We start from the raw sequence: 14,276 nt of genomic DNA on the forward strand, positions 1-14,276 counted from the left end.
TTAAAGACTATGAAGCGTGTTTTTCAGTTTAAGGAAAGGATAGCCCTATATTTCAAATAAACTCAGCCTGCCAATTGTTTGAGTTTATTTCCTTTCAAGAAAAAAAGATTGACAAATGAAGCGAATTTGTATTTAATTAGTTAGGTTAACTAACCATTTTAGAAAAAATAGGGAGGTAATCTTATTATGACTTTCTTTTTACAGTTGCACCGTTTTCATAAACGATATATGCAAAGTCTTACTAATATACTGGCAAGCCATGAACTATCCAATGCCAACTGGTCTTTAATGCAGTATTTGGCGAATGAAGAGCTGGCAACAATGAGCCAAATCGCGAAATATTGGGATGTTGAGAAGCCGACTGTTTCTGCAAATGTTAAGACATTGACGAAACGGGAGCTCATTCAAATGAAGCAGGGCAATGACAGACGGGAAAAATATATAAGTTTGACGGAAAAGGGAGAAAGATTGTATGAAAATATTTCCCCGGAAATTAAATTTCTACAAAATCAGCTATTAAAAAATCTGTCAGACGAACAAAAGGAGCTTTTCGAAAAAGCGCTGTCTGATATGGAGCAAATATTGAAAGAAGGGCTAAAATGAAAGAAGCAAAAGAACCAATCTGGACGAAGGATTTTATCATTGTATCGATTATTAACTTTATAGCAATCTTAATATTCTTCCTCCTTATGGTGACTATTTCAAGTTATGCAGTGGATACGTATCAAGTTTCTACAAGTATAGCAGGACTTGTATCAAGTATTTTCATCATCGGGTCTTTGATCGGACGCATTGGGGCAGGACGTCTCATCAGCAATATCGGACCACAGAAGATGCTTTTAATCGGTCTTATCGTATTTTTCGTCTCAACAACACTTTATTTAATTGAATGGGGCGTTGTTTATTTATTGATCGTCCGCTTATTACAAGGGATTGCTGTCGGAACGGTCGGAACAGCGACAGGTACGATTGTTGCTATGATTTTACCGGCATCACGTAAAGGGGAAGGGATTGGATACTTTAGTTTAAGCGCAATTTTGGCAACAGCGATTGGACCATTTGTCGGTATGTTTATGCTGAAGCTTGAAAATGGCTTTGATGTCATTTTCTATATGAATACGGCTCTTTCACTAATATTACTAATCGCTTATTTCTTTGTTAAAATTTCTTTACCACAACCAAATAAACAAAATGGGAATCAGACAGAGAAGCTTTCATTCCTGGAAAAATTCATTGAACCAAAAGCGCTTCCGGTTTCATTTATCGCCTTATTAATCGGATTTGCATACTCGGGTGTCATGACGTTCATTACGTTTTATGCTAGAGAAATCAATTTAGTGGAAGCGGCAAGCTACTTCTTCTTAGCCTATGCGGGGATTGTCGTTATTTCCCGTCCGATTACCGGGAAAATGATGGATGTGCGCGGTCCGAACATTATTGTTTATCCATGTATTATCGTTTTTGCAATTGGAATGCTGCTGTTCAGTCAGGCTTCAGCAGGATGGATGCTGTTACTTGCAGCTGTTCTTATTGGCTTTGGTTACGGGAATTTCAATTCCATTGCCCAAACAATTGCAGTTAAAGTAACGGAGCCGCACCGATTCGGCTTAGCAACATCCACATACTTCATTTTATACGATTTAGGATTAGGTGTAGGGCCATTTATTTTGGGAATGATTGAACCTTATACAACATACCGGACAATATTCGTATCGATGATTCCGCTCATTCTAATCTGTATTCCGATTTACTATTTATTAGTTGGAAGAAAAGGAAAGCTGGCATAAGTTCCTTCAAAGCAATTGATCAGAATGACAGCTTCATGTCATTAACTTACTAGCAATAAGCATGTATCTTCTTAAATGGTACATGCTTATTGTTTATTCAGATAGAAAGTGATAAAATTTTGAAAATTACAAAAAGGAAGAGAGTTCACTATGCAATATTCTGATAGTATTTTAAAAACACCGTCATCATTCATCCGAAATATTTTAAAGGTAACGGATGCATGCGACGTCATTTCATTTGCGGGAGGCTTGCCAAATCCGATCTCATTTCCAATTGATGAGTTAAAGCAGTCGGTAAATGATGCGATCGATGCAAATGGTGCAAAGGTATTTCAATATTCTACGACACAAGGCTATTTGCCGCTACGTCAGTATATTGCAGACAAATATAATAACAAGCAATCGAATTTAAATTATACAGCAGATGATGTACTCATTACGACTGGATCCCAGCAGGCATTGGAACTTATTTCCAAAGTTCTTCTGAACAAAGGGGACGGGATTGTGATTGAGGAGCCGGGCTATTTAGGGGCGATTCAGGCATTTACATTACGTGAACCAAGTTTCTACGGTGTCACACTGGAAACAGAAGGAATGAATGTAGAACAGTTGAAGGATGCGCTAAAACAGCCAAATGTGAAAATGGTATACACCGTTCCGAATTTCCAAAATCCTACTGGGTTAACGTATACGAAAGAGCGCCGTGAAGAAGTATTTGAAGCGGTAAAAGATCAGGATGTTATTTTTATCGAGGATGACCCTTATGGTGAGCTTCGTTTTACCGGGGAACATTTGCCGTATATCGCAGCAGGAAAGATGACAAACAGTGTCGTATTAGGATCGTTTTCAAAAACGGTTACACCAGGTATGCGTCTAGGTTATATTTTGACGAAAAACCATGAACTTCTAAATCATGTCGAAACAGCGAAGCAGGCAACGGATTTACATACAAACATTTTCGGTCAATACATTTTGAATCAGTATTTAACGACGAATGAATATGAAGCGCATGTTGAAAAAATTATAGCGCTCTATAAAAAACAAGCGGATGCGATGCTTGCTGCAATGGAAAAATACTTCCCGCCATATGTAAAATATACAAAACCTGAAGGCGGTATGTTTGTATGGGTAACACTTCCGGAAGGTGTAAATGCGCTTGATAAGTTTTCCAAAGCGATGGAGAAAAAAGTAGCATTCGTGCCGGGAAATCCATTTTACACGGACAAAGAGTCGGTAAACACACTACGCCTGAACTATACAAATGCAACACCTGAAATTATTGAAGAAGGTATTAAACGTTTAGCGGAGATTTTATAATGTAAATTTAGGAAAGCTATTGCTTGGAGGAATCCGAGTGATAGCTTTTTCTTATTTTGAAAATTTACAGAGAATAAATGGGAAATAATAGTATAATTATTCTAATTGTCAATTTTTGATGTGAAAGGGTGTAATAAATATGAAAATAATGTTTGAACCGGTTACGGAATATGGCGATATACTTTTGCCTGCATTTGAAGTACAAGTACAATCTCCATCAGTCAATATATATACAGATGTAACAAAAATAAATTACATAATAAAACAATTATCATCGACATCGGGAATCTATGTTCACCTGCAGGAGAGCGGGCATTATGAGCGGCTGACAGTAGAAGAAACTTTTCGCTTTTACTTGAAATTACACAACAGGGAAGATTCAGTGGAAGCGCTAATCCGGGAATTTGGTTTGGAACAACTGAAAAAAGTACGTGCGGACAAATTAACTTTAAGCGAACGCCGTTTACTGGGATTTTTAAAAGTATACATACAGCAAAATGATGTAATCGTTTTGAACGAGCCTTTCCAAAACTTACAGCAAGGCGAGCGTAAAGTCATTTTGCATTTAATATCAAAGTTACAGCAATTGGGAAAGGAAACTTTAATACTTTCGAATAACTTAGAGCACTTGATCCAGTTGGAAGGGGAAATATTCAGGCTCGATCTGGAAGGGCTACATACACTTGATGTGAAAGAAGAACAAACGGAACAATCAACAGCAACTGAACCTGTTCAGCTTAAAATCGAAAAAATCCCTACAAAGAAAAATGAAAAAATCATATTATTTAATCCGCCGGAAATCGACTATATCGAAAGTGTGGAGGGGGAAGTATTTGTTTATGTTGCAGGAGAAGGGTACCCTTGCACACTAACTTTAAGTGAACTGGAGAAGCGGTTACATCATTTCGGTTTTTTCCGCTGTCACCGCTCATATATCGTCAATTTACAAAAAGTAAGGGAAATAATTACGTGGACCCGCAACAGTTACAGCTTAGCCCTCCAAGGTACAAACAAATCAGAAGTACCATTATCACGCACAAAACTTACGGAGTTAAAAGAAATTGTCGGAATATAGATTTCCTGGGAAATAACTCGTACAATTCATCGATCTATAACACCAAACAGCTTCAATTTGCGACAATTCACCGTCGAAATAATGCCGTCATTCCCATTGTTCGGTAAATTAAAGGTAACAACAAGCTAGGGAGGAATAAATGATGGCAAATATTATTGAAGTAAAAAATTTGCAAATGAAGTTTGGGAAAGAAGAAGCATTGAAGAATGTTTCCTTTTCCATTAAAAAAGGAGAGATTTTCGGATTCCTTGGTCCAAGCGGTTCCGGAAAAACAACGACAATCAAAATATTAACAGCCCAGCTGACACAGACGAAAGGGCAAGCATTTGTTTTTGAAAAACCGGCAAGTGAAATGAATAGTATCCAACTCAAAAAGAAATTCGGTATTTTGACCGATAACAGCGGGTTATATCAACGCCTTTCTATAGAAGAAAACCTATTGCTGTACTGTCGTTTATATAATCTGCCTGTAAGTACGATTGAAGAAGCGCTCGCGTTTGTTAATTTACAAAAGGAACGCAAAAAGAAGGTCAGTCAGCTTTCAAAAGGGATGATGCAGCGTGTTATTTTGGCACGTACGATTATGCACAAGCCGCCGCTGCTCTTTTTGGATGAACCTACTTCTGCATTGGATCCGGTAAATGCCCAACATATTTATAACGGGTTGCGTCAGCTGAATGAGTTAGGGACGACCATCTTTTTAACAACGCATAATATGGCGGAGGCTGAACTGTTATGTGACCGAATAGCCTTTTTACATAAGGGGGAGATTCGGGAAATTGATTCACCGACTGCATTGAAGAAAAAATATAGTGACAAGTCCTTTACAGTCGAACTTGAAAATGGGGAAGAGCACGTTGTCCATAATGGCGAGCAGGACGCGCTGCAAGTAATGGAATGGATGAAAGCGGCACGCGTATCGCGTATGTATTCCAATGAACCGACATTAGGGGATATTTTCGTACAATTAACAGGGAGTGATTTGAAATGAACATGTCAATGAAACGAATTCAAGCTATTTTTGTGAAAGACTATAAGGAATTTTCCCGTAATTATGCGGTATCGTCTGTTATCTTTATGCCGATGATTTTGGCGTTATTTTATGGACGTATCAATTCACCTTCAATGGATATCTACCTTTTTCCGATCAATATGACGTTTTCAATGGTGACTGCCTATATTCAGGCATGTCTGATTGCTGAAGAGAAAGAACGCAACACGTTGCGCGGTCTTATGATGTCTCCAGCTTCGACAGTTGATATCCTATTAGGGAAAAGCTTACTTGTATTTTTAACGACAACTGTTATTTTAGCGGTTTCTTCCTACCTGGTTGGCTATACACCGAATGATATGCTGACAATTTCGATTGCCCTAGCAATTTCAGCCGTATTTTATTTAGCATTAGGAACAATTTGCGGTTTATTTACAAAGTCGATTATGGAAGCTTCGTTAGCGGTTTTACCGGTTATGGTGATTTTTACTTTTGGCCCACTGGCAGTTCATTTAGTAGAGAGCAAAATACTCGGGAAAGTGGTGGAGTGGTTGCCAAGCACCCAGCTGCTGCGCATAGCGGAACTTTCACAAACGGGAGCGAACCTTTCGGAGTTAATCAGTTCATTTATCATCATCACAATCTGGACAATAGCAGCTGTTGTCATATCGATTATATTATTCAAAAAACGTACGAAAGATGAATAGGCTTGGAAATAGAGACAGCTGTGCCGAGAGTGAAACTTCGGCACAGCTGTTTATTAACCTTTATGAAACTATAAAAAGAAGCATACCCGATAGAGTATGCTTCTTGCAACTAACTATGTGAACTTAATTCGTTAGAATTAAAGTTTTGTAACGTTAGTAGCTTGTGGTCCACGGTTGCCTTCTTCAACGTCGAATTCAACTTTTTGACCTTCGTCTAAAGTTTTGAAACCTTCGCCTTGGATAGCTGAGAAGTGTACGAATACATCGTTACCGCCTTCAACTTCGATGAAACCGAAACCTTTTTCTGAGTTAAACCATTTTACTGTACCTTGTTGCATGAGAGAAAACCTCCAAAAAATTAATTAATTGAATTGCTAAATGTATAAAAAATTCACACATTAAAAAAGGGAGCGTACACGTTCACTTTTTTAATATGTGAATTAGTCGTAAACAGCTTAAGCAATTTAATTAAGTTTATTGTATAACAACATTATCCAAATGTCTACTAAAAATGTTCAAAATGAAAAGGAAAATTTTGATTTTTCGTACAAATGAAGGGAAAGTATGAGGTGAATATAACGAGTTAATAGTACTTTACTAGTGAATTAACGGAATAAAAAGTAAAAATTTATGTATGGAAATAATTTTTTTACCTTTTATTAAAAAACATATTCACAATCAACTAACCACAAACAATTTTTAAGTTTTATTTGAATAATTTTGTTGCTTGATACTAATATACCCGAGTTTTCAAAAAGCTAAACATCATATTATATTCTTATAGCAAATTTTTTGTGACATCTTAATATATATTACGAACGGGCCATATTGTTGAATAACATCTTTTGGGGAGTGTTATAAAAGAATGCACCCCAACGTTTAAAAAAGCACTAAGGTCCTTACAATTGGGCGCGATTCTTAAAAGGCAATTGCTTTTCAAATTGCATAAAAATTCCGGAATGAAGTTTAATTTTATGTTTTTAATTTTTAGTTTTAAAAAAATCGTGACGAAGTTAGTTTAATTTACGTCTAAGTATATAGAAAAGGAGGGAGCAGCTTTGCAACAAGAGGAGTTGACCAAATGGATTGAACAATACGGTGAATCGGTATTAACATACATACTATTAATCGTGAGAGACTACCAACAAGCAGAAGATTTAACACAGGAAACATTTATAAAAGCCTATAAGCACCAACATCAATTTGAACAAAAATCCTCTGTGAAAACATGGCTATTTAGCATCGCACATAATGTCACCAAGGACTATTTCCGAAAAAAACATCCGTTGCAGCACTTTTTCGGTTTAACGATGGAAGAGAAAGATTACAAGCCAATGCCCGAGCAAATCGCAGCAATGAATTTTCAAACAGAACAATTATACAGAACGATTCAACAATTAAAGCCTACATACAGGCATGTCATCATCTTGCGAAAGTTAAAAGAATTTTCAACTGCAGAAACAGCTCTTATTTTAAACTGGTCTGAGAGTAAAGTGAAAATGACATTAACAAGAGCGTTAGTTCAACTGAAAAATGAGTTGATAAAGGGAGGGTTTACCAGTGAAATTTACAGATGAACAATTTAGTGAACTCGAAGAAGAATTAAAGATAACGGAGAAATCCAAAAATCAACTTAAATATAAGATTTTGCAGAATATAAATAAACGTGAAAAGCATAATAGAAAACGGTATTTTGGGATTGTTGTTGCGGTTTGTATGCTATTTATCATTACTTCACCGTTCTATTCACCCACAATGGCGAGGGTAGCGGAGAGAATATTACCAATTTCTATTACTCCAAGTTATTCAAATGGTCAGTATAATCCAGATTTAACATCCCAACTTGCAGAATTAGTCGAAAGGGAAGGATACTCTTTTAATTCAGTAGGAATCAAGCCATCGCCATATACGATAGAAATATCGCTTATATTGAAAGATTCTACATTAAAACAGGCAACAGAAAATCTCGAACCAAAGGTAACAAATTTTCTATATGAAAATGGTTATGACCAGTATGAATTAATAATTTCTGAAGGAACTGAAGAACAAATTCCTCCAAAGACTGAAGAGGATGACACATACGAAAAAGTACGCGAGATAGTGAAAGAAGTATTCTCAGCCTATGGATATGCCAAGGAAGCAGATTATGAATTAGCTGGGTTACAAGAAACATGGTTTTCCAATATTGTTTTAATTGATATGCCTGACCATGTCGATGAGTCCAATGAAATTGTTAAGGATATCGAAAAAGAAATAGAAGCACAGGATTTAAATATTAAGGATATTAAAGTAAGTACTTTTAATTTAAAACATCGCCTACAAGATAACCGTTGGGGTTATATTTCATCTGATATATATAATGCAATGGCTGGGAAATCCACTTATCAAGTGACTGGGCTCTCCTATAAGGTAAGGAAAGGACACTCCTATGTTTCAATCAAAACGGATTTTGAACAACCACCTTCGGAAGGAATAATAGAAAAAATTGAATTAGCTGTACAAGATTACTTAGCTTTAACGGATACGAAAGAGGTAATACAAAGTGACAAATATACGATTCAATTCCTATTAAAGAATGGAGAGGAATCGTTTATTAAAATAAAAAACTAAATTAAATAGGAACACATAGTCTTTAATTATTTTGATAAATGTTTAAATCTCTTTTCAACTTTTCATCTTGAAAAAAGGGCGCGATTCTTCAATAAGAAAATCGCGTTTTCCGTTATAGGGCCATATTGATATTGTTGAATAATCTTCTTTTTGGGATTTGTTGATACTATTAGAACTTTTTTTGTAAACGTATTCGTTATCTATAATACATTTACCGAAAGGAATGTGAACTTGTGAATGAAAAAAGTCAAATCATGAAGAAAATCGATTGGATATTAGTTGTGATTATATTCATCTTTTTCTGTATTAGTTTATTAGCTATTTCTTCTGCACAAACAACCAGTTATACAGGTATCAATTTTATACCCAGGCAAGTAATCTATTATGGAATTTTAGGGTTTATAATACTCTGTGTCATGTATTTCGATATTGAACAATATAAAAAAATTACTTGGTATTTATATGGCATTGGCATTCTATTACTCGTCACTTTAATATTTATGCCAGAAGGAAAAGGACAAATTGGTGAAATCATCAATGGAGCAAAAAGTTGGTATCATACCCCTTTAGGAAATATTCAACCATCTGAATTCATGAAAACTTTTTACATATTGGCTTGTGCCAAAACAATCAGTTTGCATAATGAAAAACATTATTTACGTACATTAAAAACTGATTTTTATTTATTAATTAAAATATTAGGCTTACTGGTTGTGCCATTCTTACTTGTATTTAATCAACCTGATTTAGGTTCAGCACTTGTTTTTATCGCTATTACAATTGCTTTAATACTCGTGTCCGGAATTTCATGGTTGATAATAACACCATTAGTAACCGTAGGAATAGCAGCTGGAAGTTTTGTTATATGGATGGTTTTTAATATGCAAGATTTTTTGAAAGATAATTTTGGCATTGAGCCTTATAAATTGGGACGTATATTTTCATGGTTTGATCCTTATACCTACGCTTCCGATGAAGGTTTTCAATTAATATCTTCACTAAATTCAATTGGTTCAGGTGAAATATTTGGTAAAGGTTATTTAAATCGTGAAGTATATGTAGTTGAAAATCATACAGATTTCATTTTTACAGTTATTGGTGAAGAGTGGGGATTTATTGGAGCAAGTTTTGTCATTTGTATGTACTTTTTGTTAATGTATCATATGATTAAAATTGCGATGAAAATTAAAGATCCATACAGTACATATATTTGCACAGGGATTATCGCAATGATTACATTCCATGTCTTTGAAAACATCGGTATGACAATTCAATTACTACCGATTACAGGTATCCCATTGCCGTTAATTAGTTATGGAGGTAGTTCATTAATGGGTAACGCACTTGCGCTCGGCTTTATTTTTAGCATGCATTATCATCATCGTTCCTATTTGTTTGATGTTAATGAGGATGATTAATTTTAATTTGAAGTAACTAAAATTAATTTGTTAAAAAATCAGGCGTTTTCCTTGAATAAGGAAGGGGCCCTGTTCCGTTAAAGGGCCCTATAATTGAACACAACCTAGTTATCTAGTTTACAATTTAGGAGATATTGTTAAAAAGTATTCTTACATTGAATTTAAATATTGGGGGTGTAAAATAAAAAAAGCTTCAATTTTAATGATAACAGTCGTTTTATTAGTTCTCGCATGAAAAGGGGTTGTTTATTAATTGGCTTTGTTAAAGCTTAGTGTTGTTTAAAATTTAAAAAAACAGAACCTCCAGAGATTGGAAGTTCTGTTTTTTTATAATGTCTTGTTTAACTAAAGCCCCCGTTACTTTAAGTATGAACTTTCACATTCTTTGATATGTAAAAAAAGTGTAGATAGAAAACTACAACATTCCCCAGAACAAATTTATTTCAGCAGTAATAAAGCGAAGAATCAATCCAATAGCAACCACCTTTATTATTTGTTTTGGAGACTGATACAAAACAAATATGATCGCTATCCAGAGTAACAATTCTAGATTATATTTAATGTAAAAATACCAAACTCCAAACCCGAAAGTCTGTCTTGAAATAAACATAAATATAATTGATGAAATAGACATAGCAAATATCCCTTTCCCTTTTGCATACCAACATACAAAAGCAAAAAGTGGCGAAATACAAGTCATTATAATCCAAATCATCATATAAGATTTAGGGAAAAAACCAGCTACCAGAACTGTGTATAGATAATAGCTACTAACCATGCCTACAAAAAACAAAAATACATTTATAGCAGACCAAATAGGTGATTTACTATACACAGATATAACTACCGCAAGGAAAATCCAAACTCCCATGCGAGAAAAAAAGTTTCCTATATCTAATATTTCAAGAAAATAGGGTAAATAATTACTTGGAGTTGTATCAAGCACCTTGGAAATTACGCCTAAAATAACCCCTATGATAAATATTGAAGCAGAATATAATAATTTTCTGTATTTGTTAAGCTAAAACTGAGCCACAAACGCAATTGAAATGTGAGCCACTTTATATCAAAATAATCCTAACTGTTAAAAGTTAGGAGGATATAGAGGTGATCAGTTTGGAGAAAAAGCAATTGGTATTGATTGAGTACTACCAGCACAATACAAGTCAGCGTCAAATTGCAGAGAAGCTTAATATGTCACGAAATACTGTTAAGAAATATATCGAACAAGACTTAGCGGCAAGACAACAAGATACAAGGAATTTACCGATTACAGATAATTACGTTACGCCTCCGGCATATAAAAAGCGTAAGGGAAAAAAGAGAGCTTTAACAAATACGGTGATGAAGCGTATTCACGAGATGATGAAACAGAATGAAAATAAGCGTGAAGTAAATATGCATAAGCAGCAATTAAAGATTATTGATATACATGACAAACTTTTAGATGAAGGTTTTAAAATCGGCTATACAACAGTTCGCAATTTCGTGAATCGTGAGGAAAAGAAGCAAAAGGAAGTATTCATCCGACAAGAGCCTAAAGTTGGTCGTGAAATTGAGTTTGATTGGGGAGAAGTAAAGTTATTTATCGATGGAAAACTAAGAAGTTTTTCAATGGCAGTATTTACTTTAGCCTATAGTAACGATCGCTTTGCGCGACTCTACGAATCAGAAACAATGGTTTGTGTACAGGATGCACACGTAAAATGTATCGAAGCTTTAGGCTTTGTGCCACACGTTTTTACATACGACAATATGCGTACAGTTGTCAAAAACTTTATCGGTTATGACCGCTTTATTACCGACGGTATGAAAAGTTTATCCTTGCATTATCATTTTCAAATACGACTTTGTCAGCCTCGTAAAGGCAATGAGAAAGGCCATGTGGAGCGAAGCGTGGAATACATACGTCGTAAAGCATTTGCGCATCGAGATACGTTTGTTTCTTTAGAAGAGGCACAGGAGTATTTAGTTTCTATTATCAAAAAATTAAATGGTCGCGTTCATTATTTGAAAGAGAAAACACATGTATTTTGCAAGAGAAAAGTGCAGAGAATTGCAACGAAAAATACAGAGTGTTGCCACCCGATTTTTTTCACTATTTTCTCGACAATGCATTTGTTAAACGGAAGCTCTGGCCCGTGTAGGAAATAATGTGGGCGTGGTGAATCAAACGATCCACCAGAGCTGCCGTTAAACGTGAATCCGAGAAAATGCGGTTCCACTGACTAAATTCTAAATTTGAAGTGATAATTAAGCTCTTTTGTTCATAGAACTCTGAAATAATTTGAAACAGTAATTCTGCTCCTTCTTTGCCGAAAGGTAAATAACCCATTTCATCTAAAATCATTAAATCAACTTTCTCTAATTTACTTCTAAACTGCTTCAATTTCCCCGTATGTAGGGCGTGCTCTAGCTCCTCAACTAAATGCGATACACGATAAAAACGTACTTCAAATCCATGCTCACAAGCCTTTCGGCCAAGGGCAGAAGCTAAATGTGTTTTACCTGTTCCAGGTGCGCCAACTAAAATGACATTCTCTTTTCTTCGAATAAAATCTAGCTGTTCTAACTCATCTTTCGTTAAATGGCTAGGAAAACAAATATCTTTATGCCACTGGTAGCTTTCTAGCGTTTTTGTATCAATGAAACGAGCTTGTTTCAAGTTACGTGCTATTTTTGCTTGTTCTCTGCCAAGCTGCTCTTTTAATAAAACTTGATACAGATATTCTTCCGGCTCAGTAAAAGGCACTTCTTTAATTGCTTCTGCTACATATGCTAATCTCAATTGCTTACAGAGTGTTAAAATATCTTCATTCATGATTTAACACCTCCGTCCCTTTTGGGGATAAGGCATCATATTCTGTCCAATTAACACCGTAAGGATGTTCAGTTTCTTCAGCCTCACGGCCAATATAATTATAAAAATTTTGATCAATATCATTCATATCATGTGTAAGTAAAAGTGTCAGTAATTCATTAATCCGTTGTTTTCTTAACGCAAGTGAAGGAACTGTTAAATACTCTTTAATGCGCGTTGGCAGATAGATTGAGTAACGGGAATGCCCTACAACACGTGGTTTTTTCAACCAATCTTTTAAGATTTCCTTCCATGGAATAAAACGACGTTTTCTCATATAAGGTCGGGCATCAGATAATAAAATTTCTCCGTCATTTGTGATGACTTTATACGAATCCCAGTAGGTCACACAAGAAAGCTGGACGTAGTTTCTTGCTCTTGGCACATGAATCAAATGCCCATCAAGTTTGAATTCATTATATTTATTAAACTTGATTAAAAACTGCTTAAATACCGGATACGGTTTTTCAGGTAATTTGATTAATTGCTTTTGCTCGCGCTTCCACAGTTCATCAATCATTACTTCTTTTTTATAATGAACTCGTTGACGATCCTTGATTAATTGTTGTTCTAATTGATTCGTTAAATCTTCAAGATCCTTTATTACCGGAGGTAGGCTAAAGAAGTTATAACGAACATAACCTACTTTACCTTCCACATGACCTTTTTCATTTCCTTTTCGTGGGTTACATACTTGCACTTTGAACCCGTAATATTGTTGGAAATGTCGAAAGGCTTCTGTTAGTTGTGCCTCTGAATCGCCTTTTCTTACCTTTTTCACCGCAGGTGTTAAGTTATCAATTCGAATGCTCAATGGGACACCACCAGCCTGTTTAAATAACACTTGAAGTCCGCCTAAAAAGCATTCTAAATTTTCACCCGGCATCGGTACCGCAAATGCTGTATTACTTGCTGGAAATGACATGACCAATGCGTGAACATCAAGTATTTCGCCATCTTGAACAGCTTCCATAATCCCGAAATCTACTTGAGCTTCTCCTTCTGGATGTTCTAAACGTTCATGACCTTTGTCTATTTCGTCTTCTTGTGCTGCTTTCCATTCTTGAATGAAATTACAAAGTGTTCTATAGGAACCTTTGAAGCCCTTCTTTACTAAATCTTCAAACATTTTCTTATTTGTACGGCGTAACTTTTTCTTAAGTTTTAAATCCTCTTCTAACCAATCAATTACGATTTCTCCCCATTCTTCGTCGTACATCATGCCCGTTTTCAAATGAGTTTTCTCTTGAGGCAATTGATCTCCATCGCCATATTTTTTGGCAGTGCGCCAATTCACTTGCATTGTATTGGCAATTTCGGTAATAGATAGTCCTTTTTCATTTCGTAATGTTTTGATACAATTAACTTCAGACATTGCTAGCATCCTTTCTTACCTCCACTTTTTGGATTCGACACCTAAAAGAGTAGAGGGACTTGGGGTGGCTGGCAAGTCTTTTTTTATGCACAAAAATAGTGCAGGACTCTGTACAAATTCTTTGCACTAGTCTGCA

General features: G+C 35.5%; 13 protein-coding genes and 1 pseudogene. 10 read left to right on the forward strand and 4 right to left on the reverse strand.

Annotated elements, in window-relative coordinates:
* Positions 1-186 precede the first annotated feature (186 nt).
* The 6 genes from MKX73_RS09315 (at position 187) to MKX73_RS09340 (ending at position 5,877) form a co-directional block, all read left to right on the forward strand.
* Positions 187-603, forward strand: coding sequence for a MarR family winged helix-turn-helix transcriptional regulator (locus tag MKX73_RS09315; protein WP_340717189.1), 417 nt, complete (start codon positions 187-189; stop codon positions 601-603).
* Positions 600-1,787, forward strand: coding sequence for an MFS transporter (locus MKX73_RS09320; RefSeq protein WP_340717190.1), 1,188 nt, complete (start codon positions 600-602; stop codon positions 1,785-1,787). The genes MKX73_RS09315 and MKX73_RS09320 overlap by 4 nt, the downstream gene beginning before the upstream one ends.
* A 150-nt stretch (positions 1,788-1,937) precedes the next feature.
* Positions 1,938-3,104, forward strand: a complete 1,167-nt coding sequence (locus MKX73_RS09325) for an aminotransferase-like domain-containing protein (RefSeq protein WP_340717191.1) — start codon at positions 1,938-1,940, stop codon at positions 3,102-3,104.
* A gap of 139 nt (positions 3,105-3,243) precedes the next feature.
* A complete protein-coding gene (locus MKX73_RS09330; protein WP_340717192.1) occupies positions 3,244-4,179 on the forward strand; it encodes a LytTR family transcriptional regulator DNA-binding domain-containing protein in 936 nt (311 codons plus the stop codon).
* Between the two features lie 142 nt (positions 4,180-4,321).
* A complete protein-coding gene (locus tag MKX73_RS09335; protein ID WP_340718876.1) occupies positions 4,322-5,170 on the forward strand; it encodes an ABC transporter ATP-binding protein in 849 nt (282 codons plus the stop codon).
* On the forward strand, positions 5,167-5,877 hold the full coding sequence (locus MKX73_RS09340; protein WP_340717193.1) for an ABC transporter permease: 711 nt from the start codon (positions 5,167-5,169) through the stop codon (positions 5,875-5,877). Before MKX73_RS09335 ends, MKX73_RS09340 begins: the two co-directional genes overlap by 4 nt.
* 137 nt (positions 5,878-6,014) lie before the next feature.
* Here the strand turns inward: MKX73_RS09340 and MKX73_RS09345 are convergent, their stop codons facing one another.
* Positions 6,015-6,215: a cold-shock protein gene (locus MKX73_RS09345; protein ID WP_008404655.1), complete on the reverse strand. Its 201-nt coding sequence runs from the start codon at positions 6,213-6,215 to the stop codon at positions 6,015-6,017.
* A 720-nt stretch (positions 6,216-6,935) separates the two neighbouring features.
* On the opposite strand from MKX73_RS09345, the gene MKX73_RS09350 reads away from it, so the two are divergent.
* From MKX73_RS09350 to MKX73_RS09360, 3 genes are all read left to right on the forward strand, one after another.
* Positions 6,936-7,454, forward strand: coding sequence for an RNA polymerase sigma factor (locus MKX73_RS09350; RefSeq protein ID WP_340717194.1), 519 nt, complete (start codon positions 6,936-6,938; stop codon positions 7,452-7,454).
* Positions 7,438-8,487 carry a DUF4030 domain-containing protein gene (locus tag MKX73_RS09355; protein WP_340717195.1) on the forward strand — a complete coding sequence of 350 codons (1,050 nt, stop codon included), beginning with the start codon at positions 7,438-7,440 and terminating at the stop codon, positions 8,485-8,487. Before MKX73_RS09350 ends, MKX73_RS09355 begins: the two co-directional genes overlap by 17 nt.
* 233 nt (positions 8,488-8,720) lie before the next feature.
* Positions 8,721-9,905 carry an FtsW/RodA/SpoVE family cell cycle protein gene (locus tag MKX73_RS09360; RefSeq protein WP_445326872.1) on the forward strand — a complete coding sequence of 395 codons (1,185 nt, stop codon included), beginning with the start codon at positions 8,721-8,723 and terminating at the stop codon, positions 9,903-9,905.
* 415 nt (positions 9,906-10,320) lie between these two features.
* On the opposite strand, the gene MKX73_RS09365 is transcribed toward MKX73_RS09360, so the two are convergent.
* Positions 10,321-10,851: a hypothetical protein gene (locus MKX73_RS09365; RefSeq protein WP_340717196.1), complete on the reverse strand. Its 531-nt coding sequence runs from the start codon at positions 10,849-10,851 to the stop codon at positions 10,321-10,323.
* Between the two features lie 161 nt (positions 10,852-11,012).
* On the opposite strand from MKX73_RS09365, the pseudogene istA (MKX73_RS09370) reads away from it, so the two are divergent.
* A pseudogene (gene istA / locus MKX73_RS09370) lies at positions 11,013-11,933 on the forward strand (IS21 family transposase); the annotation flags it as partial.
* Between the two features lie 70 nt (positions 11,934-12,003).
* Here istA (MKX73_RS09370) and istB read toward each other — a convergent pair.
* Together istB and istA (MKX73_RS09380) are read right to left on the reverse strand one after the other, a co-directional pair.
* The gene (gene istB / locus MKX73_RS09375) at positions 12,004-12,726 is read right to left on the reverse strand and encodes an IS21-like element helper ATPase IstB (RefSeq protein ID WP_340716815.1); all 723 of its coding nucleotides are present in this window, start codon (positions 12,724-12,726) and stop codon (positions 12,004-12,006) included.
* Positions 12,719-14,140: an IS21 family transposase gene (gene istA, locus MKX73_RS09380; RefSeq protein WP_340716814.1), complete on the reverse strand. Its 1,422-nt coding sequence runs from the start codon at positions 14,138-14,140 to the stop codon at positions 12,719-12,721. The genes istB and istA (MKX73_RS09380) overlap by 8 nt, the downstream gene beginning before the upstream one ends.
* Between the last annotated feature and the right edge of the window lie 136 nt (positions 14,141-14,276).

The organism is Solibacillus sp. FSL W7-1436 (assembly GCF_038007305.1).
GTDB lineage: Bacteria > Bacillota > Bacilli > Bacillales_A > Planococcaceae > Solibacillus.